This is a genomic window from Mucilaginibacter sp. PAMC 26640 (assembly GCA_001596135.1).
Lineage (GTDB): Bacteria > Bacteroidota > Bacteroidia > Sphingobacteriales > Sphingobacteriaceae > Mucilaginibacter.
The window spans coordinates 598764-617083 of record CP014773.1 but is presented as its reverse complement, the minus strand read 5'-3'; the positions used below and the strand labels follow the sequence as shown (position 1 = coordinate 617083).

At 43.7% G+C, this 18320-nt stretch carries 14 protein-coding genes; 5 read left to right on the top strand and 9 right to left on the bottom strand.

Features of this window, described 5'->3' with window-relative positions:
• Positions 1-67: 67 nt before the first annotated feature.
• The 4 genes from A0256_02745 to A0256_02730 are packed head-to-tail and all read right to left on the bottom strand — an operon-like array spanning position 68 to position 6039.
• A complete protein-coding gene (locus tag A0256_02745) occupies positions 68-1066 on the bottom strand; it encodes a hypothetical protein (GenBank protein ID AMR30412.1) in 999 nt (332 codons plus the stop codon).
• The gene (locus tag A0256_02740) at positions 1063-4068 is read right to left on the bottom strand and encodes a hypothetical protein (protein ID AMR30411.1); all 3006 of its coding nucleotides are present in this window, start codon (positions 4066-4068) and stop codon (positions 1063-1065) included. Before A0256_02740 ends, A0256_02745 begins: the two co-directional genes overlap by 4 nt.
• 4 nt (positions 4069-4072) lie before the next feature.
• Entirely contained in the window at positions 4073-4726 is a 654-nt protein-coding gene (locus A0256_02735; protein ID AMR30410.1) for an FkbM family methyltransferase, read from the bottom strand.
• Positions 4723-6039: a polysaccharide biosynthesis protein gene (locus A0256_02730; GenBank protein ID AMR30409.1), complete on the bottom strand. Its 1317-nt coding sequence runs from the start codon at positions 6037-6039 to the stop codon at positions 4723-4725. The genes A0256_02735 and A0256_02730 overlap by 4 nt, the downstream gene beginning before the upstream one ends.
• 161 nt (positions 6040-6200) lie before the next feature.
• Between A0256_02730 and A0256_02725 the strand changes: the two genes are divergently transcribed.
• Positions 6201-9599 (top strand): methylmalonyl-CoA mutase, encoded by a 3399-nt coding sequence (locus A0256_02725; protein ID AMR30408.1) that lies wholly within the window; start codon positions 6201-6203, stop codon positions 9597-9599.
• A gap of 18 nt (positions 9600-9617) precedes the next feature.
• Here A0256_02725 and A0256_02720 read toward each other — a convergent pair whose 3' ends face one another.
• A complete protein-coding gene (locus A0256_02720) occupies positions 9618-10190 on the bottom strand; it encodes a hypothetical protein (protein ID AMR30407.1) in 573 nt (190 codons plus the stop codon).
• Positions 10191-10398: 208 nt separating this feature from the next.
• Here A0256_02720 and A0256_02715 point away from each other — a divergent pair, with 208 nt between their 5' ends.
• The 4 genes from A0256_02715 (at position 10399) to A0256_02700 (ending at position 14955) form a co-directional block, all read left to right on the top strand.
• Positions 10399-11364, top strand: a complete 966-nt coding sequence (locus tag A0256_02715) for a radical SAM protein (protein ID AMR30406.1) — start codon at positions 10399-10401, stop codon at positions 11362-11364.
• A gap of 151 nt (positions 11365-11515) precedes the next feature.
• Entirely contained in the window at positions 11516-12730 is a 1215-nt protein-coding gene (locus A0256_02710; protein ID AMR30405.1) for a hypothetical protein, read from the top strand.
• 43 nt (positions 12731-12773) lie between these two features.
• The gene (locus A0256_02705) at positions 12774-14096 is read left to right on the top strand and encodes a hypothetical protein (protein AMR30404.1); all 1323 of its coding nucleotides are present in this window, start codon (positions 12774-12776) and stop codon (positions 14094-14096) included.
• 46 nt (positions 14097-14142) lie between these two features.
• Positions 14143-14955, top strand: coding sequence for a hypothetical protein (locus tag A0256_02700; protein ID AMR30403.1), 813 nt, complete (start codon positions 14143-14145; stop codon positions 14953-14955).
• A 116-nt stretch (positions 14956-15071) separates the two neighbouring features.
• Here the strand turns inward: A0256_02700 and A0256_02695 are convergent, their stop codons facing one another.
• From A0256_02695 to A0256_02680, 4 genes are all read right to left on the bottom strand, one after another.
• Positions 15072-15545 carry a hypothetical protein gene (locus A0256_02695; protein AMR30402.1) on the bottom strand — a complete coding sequence of 158 codons (474 nt, stop codon included), beginning with the start codon at positions 15543-15545 and terminating at the stop codon, positions 15072-15074.
• 52 nt (positions 15546-15597) lie between these two features.
• The gene (locus A0256_02690; GenBank protein ID AMR30401.1) at positions 15598-16437 is read right to left on the bottom strand and encodes a hypothetical protein; all 840 of its coding nucleotides are present in this window, start codon (positions 16435-16437) and stop codon (positions 15598-15600) included.
• A gap of 200 nt (positions 16438-16637) precedes the next feature.
• A complete protein-coding gene (locus A0256_02685) occupies positions 16638-17666 on the bottom strand; it encodes a hypothetical protein (GenBank protein AMR30400.1) in 1029 nt (342 codons plus the stop codon).
• 52 nt (positions 17667-17718) lie between these two features.
• The gene (locus A0256_02680) at positions 17719-18078 is read right to left on the bottom strand and encodes a hypothetical protein (protein ID AMR30399.1); all 360 of its coding nucleotides are present in this window, start codon (positions 18076-18078) and stop codon (positions 17719-17721) included.
• Between the last annotated feature and the right edge of the window lie 242 nt (positions 18079-18320).

The window sequence follows — 18320 nt, the reverse complement described above, 5'->3', positions numbered from 1 at the left end:
TAAGTCGACTGGAAAGTGAGTCGTAAAATACAAGACGCAACGAATATAAGGCTACCGATCTTATACATTAAAACTTTGGGCACACTTCTGCAGGATTTGCAATATGTTTGCGGAACACGTAGCTGATAGATAATTCAAAACCACCTTGGCCGCTAGTTGCGCTGCGTAACGCTGACGTGTTAAAATCATAACTCAGACCAATGACCAGGCTTTGTATGTGATAGCCTGCATTGACTATTGCTGCGTCGCCTATCCGGTACATGCCACCCAGCAATAACCCATTCTCATCGTCAACTTTTAATTCAGAGTACACGCCCATAGCTTTAATATCATTTTTGTTTTGGCGGATAAACACCGCATGTGGCGTAATATCAAAACCATCCGATGCTTTAATTTTAACACCTGCGTGTGCGTTGAAGCGGTAAGGCAGCTTGCTGCTAAGGCCGGCAGTAGCAAATGGATCATTTGGGGCGGTAAGGTGGGCAAGGCTTACTCCGGCGAATACGTTGGCAGCGTGCGTCGGGTTCCCGTCAAAATAGAACATCCCGGCGCTGGCATCAAATATGGTAGCATTTGTTGTAGCAAAATTCTCGAAGTTGGGCAAATTTGGATCGAAACCACTGCCCGGGTTGTACTGATTATCCAGCTGCAGCTTGTTGGGGTCGAAGCTGCGATTAATTAAACCGGCTTGCACACCGAAGTGCAATTTTTGAGTGCCATCAGCAGAAACAGCAATACTGTAGCCAAATGACCCGTAAGCGGCAAAATAATTATACCCTGCAGTACCGGCGTTCTGGTTGATAACATTGAAGCCTAGGGCCGATTTATCTCCCGATTTAAAATCCATAGAAAGGCCGCCGGTTTTATAGCCTTTTGGTAGGCCGCCCCATTGCTCTCTGAAGTTGGCATTTATACGGGTTTGGCCATCCATAACTCCGGTTAGGGCCGGATTAAGCCATAGCGGATAGGCGTAATACTGCGAAAAATGAGGATCAATCTGTGCCCTAATCCCGGTGATAGCTCCTAATTGGAGTATAAATGAAAGGAGTAATATTATTTTTTTCACCTGATTAGCGTAATAGTCCCTTTTTTATTCACTTGCTTGCCATCTGTCATCACAGCCTGCACATAGTAAACGTACACACCTGCAGGCTCCGGTTGGCCTTTATAGGTTCCATCCCAGCCTCCTTGCTTGCTCGTCGATGCAAACAGCAGTTCGCCCCACTGGTCGTACACATAAAATTTAACGGTTGTTATGTTTTCGCTGTGAACATAAACCACATCGTTATTACCATCGCCATTAGGTGTAAAAGCGTTGGCTACATAAATTTGATCAGCGAAGGGATTAATAGCGATTGCGGTAACCGCAACCGAAGTACCGCTTAATTCGCAACCGGAAAGGCCGCTAGCCCGAACAATTATAGTGGCGCCTTTTCCATTGGTTAAACCAGTAACAACATGGGATAAGCCGGCAGGGCCGGAACTTGGACTGTTAAATGTTTGTCCATTATCCGTACTTATCTGGTAACCGGTTGCGCCAGGCACAGCAGCCCATTTAAAGCTTACGCTTGTTTCTTTTATCACATCGGCAGCAACTGATGGAGCAGGCAGCGGCGTTCTGATTTGGATAGCCGCCGCGGCACGTGTAACGGAAACACAACCGTTTGCGTTATTAATTGCCTCTGCATAATAAGTTGTTGCCGTATTAATAACAGGAGTTGGGAACGATGCTCCGGTATATACACTAATGCCGCCCGTCATTGATGAATACCACCTTGTAGTAACATTATTGTCCGTGCTGGTGGCGGTAAGCGTAGTGCCCGTTCCGGGGCAAACAATTGCACCCTGGGTAGTGATAGACGGCGCTGCAGTAGCGCTTATGTTTGCCGCTGTGCGTGCAGAAGCACATCCGCTAGCATTAACTGCCTCCACGTAATAGGCGACGTTTGCCGCCGTAGCTGTTGTGTTAAATTGCGTACCTGTAAAAGCAGGAGTGACACCCGCCGCACTGGTGTACCAATTATATTTTAGTGCCCCCTGCGGACTGGAAACATTTAAAGTAGCGGTAGCCCCCTGGCAAATTGAACTTGGGATTAACGCTAAAGTTGGTGCAGGAGGCGGGTTAACTACCAATACTGCTATGTTGGCTAAGCGTGCGTTTGTACAGGTGCCATTGGAAACTTCTACAAAATAATTTTTGTTGGTAGTCAACGGACCAGTGATGTATGTTGGACCTGAAAAAAGCAAATTGTTTTTCGCGGCAGAATCGTACCAATTGTAGCTTAAACCTGCGATTGGAGACTTAACTGAAAGAGCAGCCACGCTGCCTGCACAAATAGGGGATACAGGTGTTAATACGGCATTTAAAGGTGTCCCCAAAATAATTATAGTAACTACATTGCTAACAACCGGTAATGTGCATATTCCGGATGTTGCAGTACGGCGATAGTAGGTAGAAGCGGTTAAAACCGTTGGGTCAAAATCTTTAGCTGTAGCATCTGTAATGTTGTTAAACGTTATATTATCTGCTGATGCCTGCCATTGATAAGTGAAAGTCCCTGTGCCACCGTTTGGAATGCTGCCAGTTATTAAAGCAGGGTCGCCGCTATCACAAAAGCTAATAACCGCTGGGGCGTTGGCCTTGTTGTTTGTTATTGCTGTGGTTAGCTGAGCGGTTAACTGGTAATACGAATCGGTAGTTACATTAGCACCAACAGTTACTTGACGACGAATTTTAAAAATGGAATTCGCTGCTATGGTATTAGTAAGTGCTGCGGTTTGGTAATTTGCAGTATTAAAAGTACCGGGGGCGTTTACCCAGCTGTTTCCCTCAAAAGTTTGCCAGGTATAAGTACCCGCGGGTGCAGGCGTATCTCCGGTTAATATATTTGCTGAGCCGGAACAAGTCGTAACCTGTTTTTCTATTACCACAGTCACCTTATAAATTTCCGAGGAACAAGTATTGGTGACACTGTACAATACCGGATTAGTGAAATTTTGTGTAGCGCCCGATGACGGTACTGCAATACCTCCACCCGATACTGCTATAACTGGTTGCAGGGCTGCTAAATTTGTGCCGGCTGGCATAGTAAGTGTTATCGTTTTATTAGCTTCATCAATAACAGTAGCATTCAGTTGTTGCGGTATAGTGAACGATGAGATAGTTGGGGTAATTAAATTCCTTACGGTAACTGCTTTAGATGCGCTTGTAACGCATCCGGCAGCATTAGTTACCGTTACCAGGTATGTGCCACTTTGATGAAAGGTATTGGTTGCCTTCTCAGGCGTATCTCCGCCATCCCATTGGTAGGTAGTTCCTCCACTAGCTGTAACGGTTGTACTGCCGCATATAGCACTATTTTCTATTACGTTAACAGTAAAAGGTTGTGGCCTGATTCCCCAGGTTAAGTTGGTATAGTTTTCAGGTGTGGATGAATTTATAGTAACACAGGTAAATTCACCCGGAAACATAATGATAGCGTAGCCCTCAGTACCCGTTAGCTTAGTGCTGTTATTATATACCATACCTCCACCATCATACAGCACAACATAAGGAATTGAAAAATCCAACGTTGCACTTTGAGGCAGGGAACTTCCCAATGATGATAATAATAGTACAGGGTTAGTTACTGGCCTTGAAAAGCACATTTCAGTAGAACCACCTGCGCCGGCAGCCCAAGTTGTTTTTGGCACGGTTGAATTAGGAATTGTTGCAGGATAGGTGCTAAACCTGGCGTAAGTATAAATTGACGGAGTAGAGCCAAATTTGTAGTTGGCAGACATCGTTATGCCAATTGAGGTACCATCAGCATCGATAATGCTGCCCGTGGTAGTTTTTACGTCAGAAAAACTGGTCCACGTAGCCCAATTGATATCGTAACAATTTCCGGCAAATTCCCGGGTACGCAACTTTTTTACCTTTTGGGGCTTATTCTTAACAGACTTTTTGTTAGTGACGGCTGAATTTCCTAAGTGAGTTAAAGCATATCTTATCCTCGGAGAGTTGCGCCCGTAAGCAACGCCCAGCAATAGCAGCACGAATAGCAAGACTATCGGTTTAGAGTGCATTTTTTTATATCCCCAGGCAATTATTGGCCTTATAAAAAAGGGAAGTTGATTTAAAATAGAATAAGCCTGGTGAAATGCCACTGAAGGATAAGTGTTTAAATCCTTGCGCAACTAAAAACTTAACACCCTCCTGGTAGGACTCGCGTTCCGAATCATCCAGCACCACCACACCGACTGTTGTTAGGGCATCCACTGCTTGTTTACAGCAGTTTACTCTATCGCGGCCATCAACAATAATAATATCAAATTTTTCATTCAGCTTAAGCGGCATGCGGCAGTATTCACCATCGCGCTGCAACTCGGAGTAAATCATCTCGGAATTTGTTGTCTTTTCAGGAGATTTGTCGATCTTTTCCAGCCATTCCTTATCATGTTCAACAGATACTACTTTTCGGGCATATTTTGCATAAAAAAAAGTAGAATTGCCCGAACCAAATTCAAAAACGCTATGCTGTTTATTGATGCGCTCTTTTATAAAATCAATGAAAGAATAGGTAACCCAGGGGATAGGATTACCATGCTTATCCACAGGTGATTTAGTGTCGTAAGCCTTGAACCAACCGATATCGTTCAGATAACCTTTGTTGTCAAAAGAAAGCAACGCACGTAAATGTGATGGATTGCTCAAAATTTTTATTAATGAAGAAAATGTACTCAAGGCCTGGATGATTTTTTGAAAAGTGAAAATAATAATAATGATTGTAACATCATAATACCCTGCTTGCTTGTTTTAGGGATCAGTAAAACAAAAAACGCCGAACAGGCATACGCAACAAGCGTAGCTATTGCAGCACCCATCATACCCATTTTGGGGATCAGGATAATATTGAGGATTATATTTACGATAGCGCCAAAGCCTGTACGCAAAAAGGTAAGCTTAACGTACCCCTCGGCAATTAAATACTGGCTATTAGCCGCTCCTAGAAACACAAACACTCCAGACCAAATATGCACCGATAAAACGGGTGCTGCGTAGGCAAATTCAGGCGTGTACAATTTGTAAATCAGATGCGAAGTAAAAGTAATAATTACTGCTGCCGGAAGGCTCAGGTAAACCATCAGATCGTACAGGTTTTGGATGCGCTTTTTGTAACGCGCTATATCATCCCTCCGGGCATTTAAAATGGCGGGGAAAAGCGTAGTTACAATAACCGTAGGGATGAAATTCCACGCTTCGCTCAAAGAGGCGACCGTGGCATAGGCACCGGCTTCTTTTGTACCCGAGATGTTTTGGATCATCAGCTGGTCTATCTTCATATATAGCGAAACCATTATTCCGGAGATAATAAGCGGCCACGACCGTGCAAGGAGTTTCCTGGAAAGTGCCAAATCTAAAGCCCAGTTAAAAAGATTGCGTCCCTTACGCTGGTAAGTGAAATAATATCCCAGAGCTAATAATATAAAGTCAAAAGCATACGCATATACAAAAGCGATAAGCGGCATTTTGAGGTAGATCAATATAAGCTTAATAGCCGCCGACAATAAATTGCCGGTAACCTGCACCTGCATAATGTATTTGGATTGCACTTCGCTTTGGAAGTACGAATCGATGACATTAAATGCTTGGACAATGCCTATAGACGAAAAAATCAACACATATTCGTACGGTGTGCCATGAGCAGGATAAACCTGGTAGCATAGCCATATCAGCGGTATACAGGCAAAACCCGCAAAAACTTTCATCCAGAAAGATGTTCCTAAAATACGGTCGCGGTTTTCAGGGAATTGATGCAACTCTTTAACAATAAACTGGTCAAGACCAAGGGTTGCAACAGCAGAAAATAAGTAGATGTAAGTAATTCCACCTGTAATTACTCCCAGTTTATCTTTACTTAAATAGCGGGCAACCGTAATACCCACCAACATCTTTATCAGCAGACTACCTACTTTACCAATAAAGCTCATCCCCGTATTCTTAAAATACTTTTCTAAAGCTTGCTGATCAAAGCCGGGGATGTTGGGTAGGCGCATAGTTTGCGCAAATGTAGTTTATTTTTGGATTACACTGATTGGGCTTGAATAAACCGATAGTATTTATCCGCTAAAAGGCTACTCGAAGATTTTAATATTATGCATGCATAGCTTTTACCTCTGCAAAAAAAGCTAATTTAGGCCAACCAATTTCTGCCTGCATGGAAAGTATAGCTCCATATAAATCTGTCTTTAAAATTCGTTTAGTCACCGCGGCTTCTTTGTTCGACGGGCACGACGCTACCATTAACATTATGCGGCGTATTTTGCAAAGCACCGGGGCGGAGGTAATTCACCTGGGGCATAATCGCAGCGTACACGAGGTGGTAAACTGCGCGTTACAGGAGGATGTGCAGGGCATTGCATTAACCAGCTACCAGGGCGGGCACGTGGAGTATTTTAAATACATGCGCGATTTGCTGAACGAACGCGGTGGCTCACATATCAAAATCTTTGGCGGCGGCGGCGGCGTTTTTCTGCCCAATGAAATTGCGGACTTGCACGCTTACGGTATCAGCCGGATCTACTCGCCGGATGATGGCCGCACCATGGGTCTGCAGGGGATGATCAATGATATGATGCAGGCTTGCGATTTTGCAACCGTGGGCCAATTAAACGGTGAACTTGAGCAGCTTCCCGAAAAAAATATCAGATCTATCGCCAGCCTCATTACGCTGGCAGAAAATGAAAGTTTGGCCGGTTCAACCATATCCCACCATTCACAAATCACTGCTTACCACTCAAAAATACCCGTTCTTGGTATCACCGGTACCGGTGGCTCGGGCAAGTCATCTCTGATAGATGAAATTGTAAGACGTTTTTTGATGGAGACTGATAAAACCCTGGCCATTATTTCTGTAGATCCAGCCAAACGTAAAACGGGTGGCGCCTTATTAGGCGACAGGATCCGGATGAACGCTATTAACAATCCGCGGGTTTACATGCGCTCACTGGCTACCCGGCAAGCCAACCTCGCCCTGAGTAAACATGTGCAGGAAGCTATCGATATTTGTAAAGCAGCGGGCTATGACATCATTATTGTCGAAACGTCAGGCATTGGCCAGTCGGATACTATGATCACCGACTTTTGCGATCTTTCCCTTTACGTAATGACACCTGAGTTTGGTGCCGCCACCCAGCTGGAAAAGATAGATATGCTTGATTTTGCCGATCTGGTGGCCCTGAATAAGTTTGATAAGCGCGGCGCACTGGATGCTATTCGCGATGTGCGTAAGCAATACAAGCGCAATCACCAGCTTTTTGATGCCAAGGATGATGACCTGCCGGTTTATGGCACTATGGCATCACAGTTTAATGATCCGGGAATGAATACTTTGTTTACAGCGATAATGGCTGCCGTTAAGGCTAAAACAGGTGTTGAACTTTTAGACGGAAGGGGTTATAGTTTAAAAGGAAAGGCGGATGAATCCGAAAAGATCTACATTATCCCTCCGGACAGGATCCGCTACCTGGCAGAAATTGCCGAAAGTAGTGCCGCTTATAACGACTGGGTTAACGCGCAGTGCAAAATAGCGCAACAGTTGTTCCAGTTAAGCGGAACGATGGACATCCTGGAAAAACAGGCCCCAACACCTACTCAAGGAGCAGACCGGACGACGGCCTTGCAGAACATTTACACCCATCTGGAAGATCACCTCCATGCCGATTGCAAACGAGTTTTGAAAGAATGGCCTGCAACGGTAGCCAAATACAAGGCCGAAAATTTTATTTATAAAGTGCGCGACAAGGAGATCAAACAGCCACTGTATTATACGTCATTGTCGCAGTTAAGCATCCCGAAAATCTCCTTGCCTAAGTATGAGGCCTGGGGCGATATCCTTCGCTGGCTGCTTACCGAAAACGTGCCCGGTGAATTCCCGTATGCAGCAGGCGTGTTCCCGCTAAAGCGCGAAGGCGAAGACCCAACCCGCATGTTTGCCGGTGAAGGTGGCCCCGAACGTACCAATAAACGCTTTCACTATGTTTCGTTGGGGCAGCCGGCGCATAGGCTGTCTACCGCTTTTGATTCAGTTACACTTTATGGTGAAGACCCGCACGTTCGGCCTGATATTTATGGCAAAATAGGAAACTCCGGCGTAAGCATTGCCACATTGGATGATGCCAAAAAACTGTATTCGGGGTTCGACTTATGCCATGCCAGCACTTCGGTATCCATGACCATCAATGGCCCTGCACCTATGCTGCTCGGTTTTTTTATGAATGCTGCTATCGATCAGCAATGCGAAAAGTACATCATCGAAAATAACCTGCAGCACCTGGTTGAGGCCCGGTACAAAGGATGGTACGACGATAAGGGACTACAAAGACCCTCGTATCAGGGAGGGAGCTTGCCTCCGGGAAACAACGGGCTTGGCCTGATGCTCCTCGGCATAACTGGTGATCAGGTGTTGCCTGCGGATGTGTACGAAAAAATAAAGAACTATGCAATCGCCACCGTTCGCGGCACGGTGCAGGCAGATATATTAAAAGAGGATCAGGCACAAAACACCTGTATCTTCAGCACAGAATTTGCCCTGCGGATGATGGGCGACATTCAGCAATATTTTATTGATCAAAAAGTACGCAATTTTTACTCCGTATCTATATCGGGCTATCATATTGCAGAGGCTGGGGCTAACCCGGTTACCCAATTGGCATTTACACTCAGCAATGGTTTCACTTATGTGGAGTACTACCTGAGCCGCGGAATGGATATTGACGATTTTGCGCCGAACTTGTCCTTTTTCTTTAGCAACGGTATCGATCCCGAATACTCGGTTATTGGCCGGGTTGCCAGGCGCATATGGGCCAAAGCGATCAAGAATAAATATAAAGGCAATGATCGATCGCAAAAGTTGAAGTATCACATTCAAACCAGCGGCCGCTCGCTGCACGCTCAAGAGATTGATTTTAACGATATCCGTACCACCTTGCAGGCTTTGTATGCTATTTATGATAACTGCAATTCTTTGCATACCAATGCATATGATGAAGCCATTACTACGCCAACCGAGGAGTCGGTTAGAAGGGCGATGGCCATCCAATTAATAATTAATCGTGAACTGGGCCTTGCTAAGAACGAAAACCCGATCCAGGGAGCGTTCATCATTGAAGAATTGACAGATTTGGTTGAGCAGGCCGTACTTGCAGAGTTTAAAGCTATAAACGATCGTGGTGGCGTATTAGGCGCGATGGAAACTATGTACCAGCGCAGTAAAATTCAGGAAGAATCGCTTTACTATGAAACGCTGAAACACACCGGTGAATACCCCATAATTGGTGTCAACACTTTCCTGAATAAAAAGGGGTCACCTACGCTAATTCCATCAGAGGTAATCCGTGCCACAGAAGAAGAAAAGCAATATCAGATCACAGCGTTACATTTATTTCAGCAGCGCAACGCGGAGCGAGCGCCGGATTTATTAAACGAACTCCAGCAAAAAGCAATTGCAGGTGAAAATATCTTCGAGCGTCTGATGGAGGCTTGCAAGTACTGCTCACTCGGACAGATCAGCCACGCATTGTATGAGGTAGGCGGTCAGTATAGGCGCAATATGTAGCCATTTTAGCTGTACTGGCTATACCTCAAGCGTGGTAGATAAAGCGCCATACTGCCATTCTATCCGGTCGATAGCAAAACCGATACTTGCTGCTTTGTACAGGAACCTGGCCTTGATGTCATTAGGAATGGTTGTGCCGCGCGACAGGATCCATAGTGTGTCAATCCTACTGCCCGATACCAGCGCATATTGATAATCGTCATCCACATCTAATATGTTATAGGCAAAGTAAACAGGTTTAAAATAAGATACTTTCAGCATACCAGTATCTTCAGGGCCGGCTGGTTTTAAGGTGCCGGTTACTTCGGTCCACTTACCAGTTTTTAGGTTGCATGCGCTGGTAATTACTTTTATGGAGCCATTTGGCTGTTTAATATATTCTTCCGTTAAATCGGCTAGGTTTCTTTCTACCTTGTTGGGCAACCTCGCAAATTCGTACCATTTACCCATGAATCGGTCAAGATCGAACGGCGTAACAGCCGTAGCGCCTTTTGGCAGATTATCTTTATGTACTAAGCTATAAATTACTGCAGCTGCGCCAACCAACCCGGCACCGGCAGCAAGTGCTATTAATAATTTTTCTCTTTTCATCGTATGAAGAAAAGGAGCGGGGGTAGTGTTTTGTTTTAATTGAGCCCATATCAAAGCATGACAGTCCAGGCGGATTTGTATAGGTGCACATCTCTACATCTTTCGTATCTTTGCAGCCTGTTGGTTTTTAAGCATATCAACTTCAAACAGTAATCAAATCGGGGGAGGTCGCAGGACTAAATTTGAAATCCCCACAATAAATTAATAGGTGCAGTCAATCATTCAATCGGGGCAAACACAGGTGCCACAGTGGGAAAAAGGATATAACAACTACGGCCCGTGGCTTAAAGAAAAGTATCCCGGCCACCGTGTGTTTAAAGTGATTGTTGATGGTGGCTTTACTTGCCCCAACCGTGATGGCAGCAAGGGCTACGGCGGTTGCACTTATTGCAATGTAGATTCATTTACGCCGTCGGTTAGTCGTAATGCGCCTACTGTGCGCGAGCAGGTAATGCAGGGGATGGAACGCGCCCGTAATGGCAATAAAGCCGATAAATTTATCATCTACTTTCAGCCCAATACCAACACTTACGCACCAGCGCATTATTTAAAAATGATGTATGACGAGGCACTGAGCTATGGTACCGAAGATATTGTTGGGCTAAGCGTAGGCACCCGCCCCGACTGCATAGACGCTGAAAAAATCGCCCTGCTGGAAAGCTATACCGATCGTTTTGATGTAGACCTGGAAATGGGAATGGAAAGCATTTATGACGAAACGCTAAACCAGATTAACCGCGGCTGTAGCCATGATGAATTGCTGAAGGCGCTTAAATTAACGGAAAATACCAGGCTGGATGTTTGCGTGCACACCATTTTTGGTTTCCCCTGGGAAACGCATGACATGATGCTGAAATATGCCGACGAGATAAACCGCCACGCACAAATTAAATTTGTTAAATTTCATCACCTGCACATCGTGGAGGGCAGCGTGATGGGGGTAAAATATAAACGCGAACCATTCAAGCTTTTCAGCCTGGAGGAGTATGCCGATTTTTTATGTGATCTGCTGCCCTTGGTTCGCCCGGATATTATTATCCAGCGCCTATTTGGCCTAAGCGACCGCGAACTGCTTATTGCCCCTAACTGGGGGTTGAAGAAAAGCGAAATTCAATACTACATAGATCAAAAGATCCTCAGCAGAGGGGTAGTGCAAGGCTCGGCACTTGTTTGAGCCCAAAAGCTTAGAATGATAAGATGAGCAACATGGAGGAAGATCGGTGCTCTGAAAAATGCTGCCTCCTCCGGTTCCGATTCCGGCGGCTTAGTTTTTGCAAATCCTCTAATATAATTTATCTTTAGGAACGACTAAACACTGATCCGTTTTGGCTCAAAAACCTTTACTTAACTATATTCCGGCTCTTACAGGTGTGCGGGCACTGGCTGCTTACCTGGTTTTTATCTCTCATTATGCTTATGTGTTTGATGAGGATTTTCCCCATGCTGTGCAACGGTTTCTTAACGAGTTCCATATTGGGGTAACCATATTCTTTACACTCTCCGGGTTTTTAATTGCTTTCAGGTATTATGACACGTTTGAGCTAACCACCGATTGGTTCAAACAATATCTAAAAAACAGGGTGGCGCGTATTTACCCTATGTACTTCCTGTTAACGCTGGCTGCTTTTATTTCTTTCTATTTTACCCATGATGAAAAAGTAACCAGCGGTTTTGGTAGCCCAATAGGTTTGTTGCTGATGCACATTACCTTTTTACGGGGCTTTTTTGACCAGTTTAAGTTTACCGGTATTGCCCAGGGATGGAGTTTAACCGTGGAGGAATGCTTTTATTTTTCGGCTCCGTTTGCGTTCTACTTTGCGCAGAAATATCGTAAATTTTATATCCAGCCGCTCATCATTACCGGAATCGGTGTGTTGCTGGTACTCATCTTCCGTCATGTAAACTGGTACGGTTTCTTTGGCAATTTTACATTTATGATGCTGTATACCTTTCTGGGCCGCTGCTTTGAATTTTTTGTAGGGATTAAATTGGCACTTATTGTTCGCAAAAAAAAGCTTGATGGGCAAAACAGGCAGAAATTTACTTACCTGGGTTTTGTGCTGATATTTGCCTGCGTTTGGTTCATGAGCCTGCTTGTTATTCCCAAAGGCGAAGTTGCCGGCCTCCATAATCCTCTTGGTATATTAACCAATAATTATATACTGTGCGTTGCCATATCCCTGTTTTTTTACGGTCTTCTTACCGAAAGATCGCTGTTGAAAAAGATCCTTTCCAATAAGTTTGTTGAGCTTTTAGGTAAGAGTTCTTATATATTTTACCTTATCCATCTCGGCTGGATGTACGATGGTCTGCACTTTAGTTTTAACTGGCTCAACGAAGGCGTTTTTAACCTGTACGATAAATGGGGGGTAGATTGGCATTCGCCTTTTGAATACGATTCTTTGAACGTATTGTATGCGTTTTTCATTCTTAATGCAGTCTCTATACTATTATATAAAACAATAGAAGAACCGCTAAATAATTATATCCGCAAATCTGATTTTTTAATCAAGAACAAAAATCGCACTGCTTCCGTATAAGACGTTTCTAAAACGAGAAATATAAAAAATGCAGTTACTAAAAATGTTTAAACACTATGTAATTACGGTAAGCATTATCCTTGCAGGCTGCTTTAGTGCGATAGCGCAAAAAGATAAGCCCGCGGACGGTGAGGTTTTTATCGACGTCAAGCCGGGTAATAAGCAGGCTGTTTTTACAAGCCGTGATATGGTGACGTATCAGCTGAAAGTGAAGAGCACCTATGATGAAAATCAAGACGGTAAGCTTAGCTATGATATTCTTACCGATGATTATAAAAAGATAGGCAATACAAATACGATCATGGTTCATTTGAACAAAAACGTATCTGATAGCTATAGCATCACCATACCGCCTAAACCTGCAGGATTTTACAGGTTGCACATGCGTTTAAATCTTACCTCATATGATGATACGATTAAGAAAGTTTTCGGTGTTGACCCGTTAAAAATAAAAAGTAAGCTTACTAAACCTGCTGATTTTGAAGCTTTTTGGAATAAAACGAAAACAGAATTGGCAGGGGTTGCACCGCAGTATAAAGTTACAGAGCGCAAGGACCTTTCAACTAAAAGCAAAAAAGTTTATTTAGTTGAAATGCACTCTTATAATAACCTTGTAATCCGTGGTTGGTTAGTGGTGCCAACTTATGGTAAAAAGTTTCCGGTGCATTACCGGCTGCCAGGTTACGTAGTAGAACTGAAGCCCAATATGGATAATGACGATTTTATAGCCTTTGATATAAATGTTAGGGGGAATGGCAACAGCCGGGACGTCGTGTCAGTTTCTACAGATACTTATTGCCTATTGAATCTGGAAGACCGGGACAAGTACATTTATCGCGGTGTTTATATGGATTGCATCCGAGGCTTAGATTTTTTAACATCGCATAGCAACTTGGGCATTGATACCTCTAAGATTTATATTGAAGGGGGTAGCCAGGGAGGTGCTTTGGGCGTGGTTACGGCTGCGCTTGATAAGCGAATAAAAGCATTGACGGTTCAAGTGCCACTCTACGCTGATATAAGAGATGCGGAACATATTTCATCGCTTTATGACGATCAGGTATTCCCATTTAAAATGTTTCGGAGTTACAAAGCTAAAAATCCGGGTTACACTTGGGATAAATTTTTCTCTGTGTGGGACTACTACGATCCGCAAAATTTTGCTCCTATGATCAAATGTCCGGTACTGATGGGCGTGGGTCTGCTTGATAAGTTTTGCCCGCCACGCTGTAGCTTCGCCATGTTTAACCATTTAGGGACACAAAGCAAAGAGTTTATTTGCGTACCAAACTCAACGCACGAGGTAGACTTTAACTATTTCATGTTTCAAAACCTTTGGCTGCGCGAAAAACTAAGAATCCCCTAACATTTAAAGTATGAAAAAATTATTTACTGTTTGTTTGTTTCTAACAATGATAACTTCCGCCGGGCAGCAGGCTTTTGCAGGCTTTCCTGTTGGCAAGTATCGCAATATTGTTGTGCCGTCGTTTAATTATTATACCGCCAAGGATGTTTACAACAGTAGCGGTAAAAAGGTAAAACCTGCTAATAACAGTTCATTTTCATCTTACGCATTTGGCCTTTATTTTGGCTATGGCATTACCCGCCGTTTAGATTTGATTGTGAACGTATTGGCTCCTAATCAGCAAAGTCAATTTACTACCTCTGCGGGTACCACATATCAGCAAAGTTTTGGGTTTGGAGATCTCCAGGCCGGCTTAAGCTATGCACTGGTGAACTTTGGTTACAAATCCTATCTATCGGTTCAGGTATCAGGAATTGCACCGCTTTATAAGCACGACGATCAGCAACTCGACTTTGGTTACGGTGCTTTTGGTTCTGAAGTTAAGTTGATGTATACCGGTAGTATTAACGGCAATCATTTACGCGGGTGCTATTATAACTTAGAGGCTGGCTTTCGCAGGTATTTTGCTAAACCTGGCCCCAGTGTAATTGTTTATTCGGCATTGTTTGGCGTGCCGCTTGATAAACGCAACCAGGTAAGCTTCGAAGTAGGCGGACAAAATTCTTCCAGTTACAATAAATCGTTTGTTAGCACTAATTTAAGTATCAACCGCGATTTTGCGTTTACCAAAGGGGCCGTTAATTACGGACACACGTTTAACCGCCGATTCTCCTTATTTGGAGGTGGGTTTTACACTTTCATGGGCAGAAATGCCGGTGTTGGGTACGGAGGTTCACTACAGGCTATATTAAAGATATAAAGAAGTTAAATTAACGGGGAAATCCATGTTTATAAGTGAATTGGTAAAGTTTCTTATAAACATGGATCTATCTAAAAACCGGTAAATAAATCAACAGCTATCCAACAATAGGTTATTTATCCCTTATACTTACCAAACATTTCATCAACAGCCTTTGTACGGTAATCAAAGATCTTTTGAATTTCTCTGGCTACTAATACCGAATTACCCAAGCGCCCGATAATACCATAACCGATAGCATAATGTAAAATGTCGGTCATTTCCACGCCGCCGGGAATTTCTTTAAAATGATGCTGGTGGTGCCAGAGTGTATAGGGTCCAAAGCGCTGTTCGTCTACAAAATACCGGTGGTCTTCTACATGCGTAATCTCTGTCATCCAGTTCATTTTGATGCCAAATACGGGAGATACTTTATAAGTAATGATCATTCCGGGATACATTTTGGTATCGCCGTTATATTCAGAAGTCACCACAAATTTCATCTGCGGCGGGGTGATTTTTGCCAGGTTTAATGGCGAAGAAAAAAAGTCCCATGCCTGTTCCAGGCTGATAGGTAACTTCTGTTTGAACTTTATTGCATATGTTTTCACAGTGCAAGTAACATATAAAAATTTAGTATAAAATCGTGCTAGTGTAATTTATTTAATTCAAAACCGTACCAATTGGCAGGTCGCGCCTGCTCCACTCGCTCCATGAGCCTACGTACAGTTTTGGCCCTGTAATACCCGCGTGCTCCATGCCAAGCAGGGTGTGGCAGGCTGTAATACCAGAGCCGCAGTGCACTATTACATCTTCCGGCTTTACCTCCCCTATGGTTTCATTATACAAGGTAGCCAGAGCCTGCGACGTTAGATACTTCCCTTCCGGCGACATGCTGTTACTGTAAAATAAATTCACTGCACCAGGAATATGGCCGGCTACCAAATCTAACGGTTCAGTTATGCCCTGGTAGCGTGCTCCTTCGCGCACATCAATCACTAAACGGCTTTCATCTTTTGCAGCTTTTTTCACTTCTTCTATCTCAGCTGTGTTGCTAAACTCTGCCGGGATAGGGTAAGGTGCGGCTGCAGGGGAATTGCTGTATTCACCTTTAGCCAATTCTATGCCTCCATCAATAGCGGCTTTTAAACCACCATTAATCACCTGCACATTGGTATGCCCTATCGAGCGTAACATCCACCAAAGGCGTGCACCACCCATGGCTGCTGCTTTATCGTCATATACAATTACGTGGCTGTTCGGTGTAACGCCCCAGCGGGATAGTGTAGCAGCAAAATCTTCCAGCGAGGGAAGTGGGTGACGACCGCCAATGGCAGCATCAACCGGTTTTGAGGCAAGATCAGCATCCAGGCTGGCAAAAATTGCATTGTTTAGGTGCCCGGCAAGATAACGCTCATAAGCATCAGCGCCACCTCGTACATCTATCAGGATGGCAGTGTTATCAAGTATATGCGGGTCGGTAATTTCAATTAGTGGAGACATAGCCGATATGTTTGTACGTCAAATATAACGAGGTTGATTAAAAAATAGCTACCAAATTGTTAAAATAAATAGCTGGTAAATACAGGCCAGGTAAGCTGTAGCAGTATTGATGAGCGACTCTAGGTGCTCATTTGTTCTGTCAGATCTTCAAGCAAATCCGTAATAATGTGGAGACGGACGAGCGCATTCCTCGTTGTTGCCTACAGTCCTTTTTTTACAAAATTGTTAATTGCTATTAGCAGCTTCCGCCTGCCGCTGCCCTTATAGTCTAAAAAAACAAAATGATTAGCTTTCGCGATGATGAGTTTTTTGCGGATGGGCGTGTTTTTTAGTTCATCGTAATAGCTATCCAAATCAACAGGTCGCGACCAGAAATCATTTTCACTCCTGATGACCAATGTAGGCACGGTAATATCTTTTGCATCCCAATATTTATGCCCTGCTGCCATATAAAAAGCCTCTTTCCTAAATCCCCCCGGTACTTTTAGCAAATGCTCGTTATTAAAGCTAACCGCGCTTTTGGCGAAAGCTTTTATTATCGCCGAATCGGCTTTCAATGTATCGCTGACTGTATCGCCGGTTTTCCAAATGTCTGCCACTTGCTGTTCCGACGATTGCCGGTATACTGGGATACTATTATTAAATCTGGTTGAATCGCCCGGGTCTGCAAATTCAGCGTTTAATGCCCATGGCGCTTTTACGCCATAAAGGGTATTCAGCACAATTAAATTTGCAACCCGGTTACTATGTTGTGTGGTGTAGTAAGATGCCCAGTGGCCGCCGGCTTCACAGCCAAAAAGACTGATCTTACCTTTCGGGCTATCCTTTAATATATAATTCACTACCGCATCTATATCTAATGCGGCCTCTACACATGAACCAGCTACGAGGGAGGTATCGGTTAACGCGTATGCAGGAGCAGTAGAACGTTCCCAACCCCGAATATTCATCAGATATATGGCAAAGCCAGATAATGCGAGCGATTTAGCAAAGGAAGCGTCTGGCGCGTCGAGGTCAAAAGAGGTTGTGGCCCCTGTGCCGCCATTGATCACCAGCAGGGGGACTTTGCGATGCGAAGAATAAGTGTTTTCCGTAATCTTGCGAACGTGGAGACTTAATTCTCCACTCGGTACAAAAAAATCGGTACTGATATAGCTGCTTTGCGCGGAGGCAGGTAATTGTAATAATAAAAAATAAAGCAGGGCTAAAAAAGAGTATCGGCACAGCATATTAAAGTATAAACTTTAATACAGGCTTTAAAGTATCCGAAGCAATAAAAATCTAAGAGATAAGACTGTTTACTTTCTCAACCAGTTCGGTTAAATCGAAAGGTTTGTTAATGATGGCGTCGCAGCCATAGGCCAACAATTCTGAATCCCGGCTAATGTAAGCCGAAAAAATGATCACGGGAACATTACTGAACTTTGGGTGCGATTTAATTTGCCTGCAAAGCTCGCCCCCATTAGTGCCAGCCACCCTAAAGTCAAGTATCACCAGGTCTGGGTCGAAAGATTCTACCAATGGAATTACATCCTCACTATCTCCGGTGCTCTTTACTTCAAAATTCTCGTACGTGAGCGTTTCGTGCACAATATCGAGAATATCCTGGTTATCATCCAGTACTAAAATACGCTTTAACATATAATATTTAATAAACTAAAATGAGCCGAAAAAGGTATTTTAAGTATCTGTTTTTTTATCGTGATAATAACTCCCAGGAAGAATTAATAATTGATTACTTAAAGTTTCAAAAATAATATAAATTCTAATATTTTTTGCCCTAAATAAATCGCTATCGTTTTCCGATAATTTTTTGGCTATTTAAGTCTATCCTAATCGCCGCCAGTGGCGCAGCCCATGCATTTGCGATTAAATATTTCTAA

Excerpts from the sequence above, each read along its gene's own strand:
- A0256_02740 (AMR30411.1), bottom strand. The coding sequence starts at position 4,068 with ATGCACTCTAAACCGATAGTCTTGCTATTCGTGCTGCTATTGCTGGGC.
- A0256_02730 (AMR30409.1), bottom strand. The coding sequence starts at position 6,039 with ATGCGCCTACCCAACATCCCCGGCTTTGATCAGCAAGCTTTAGAAAAG.
- A0256_02725 (AMR30408.1), top strand. The coding sequence starts at position 6,201 with ATGGAAAGTATAGCTCCATATAAATCTGTCTTTAAAATTCGTTTAGTC.
- A0256_02720 (AMR30407.1), bottom strand. The coding sequence starts at position 10,190 with ATGAAAAGAGAAAAATTATTAATAGCACTTGCTGCCGGTGCCGGGTTG.
- A0256_02705 (AMR30404.1), top strand. The coding sequence starts at position 12,774 with ATGTTTAAACACTATGTAATTACGGTAAGCATTATCCTTGCAGGCTGC.
- A0256_02700 (AMR30403.1), top strand. The coding sequence starts at position 14,143 with ATGATAACTTCCGCCGGGCAGCAGGCTTTTGCAGGCTTTCCTGTTGGC.
- A0256_02690 (AMR30401.1), bottom strand. The coding sequence starts at position 16,437 with ATGTCTCCACTAATTGAAATTACCGACCCGCATATACTTGATAACACT.
- A0256_02685 (AMR30400.1), bottom strand. The coding sequence starts at position 17,666 with ATGCTGTGCCGATACTCTTTTTTAGCCCTGCTTTATTTTTTATTATTA.
- A0256_02680 (AMR30399.1), bottom strand. The coding sequence starts at position 18,078 with ATGTTAAAGCGTATTTTAGTACTGGATGATAACCAGGATATTCTCGAT.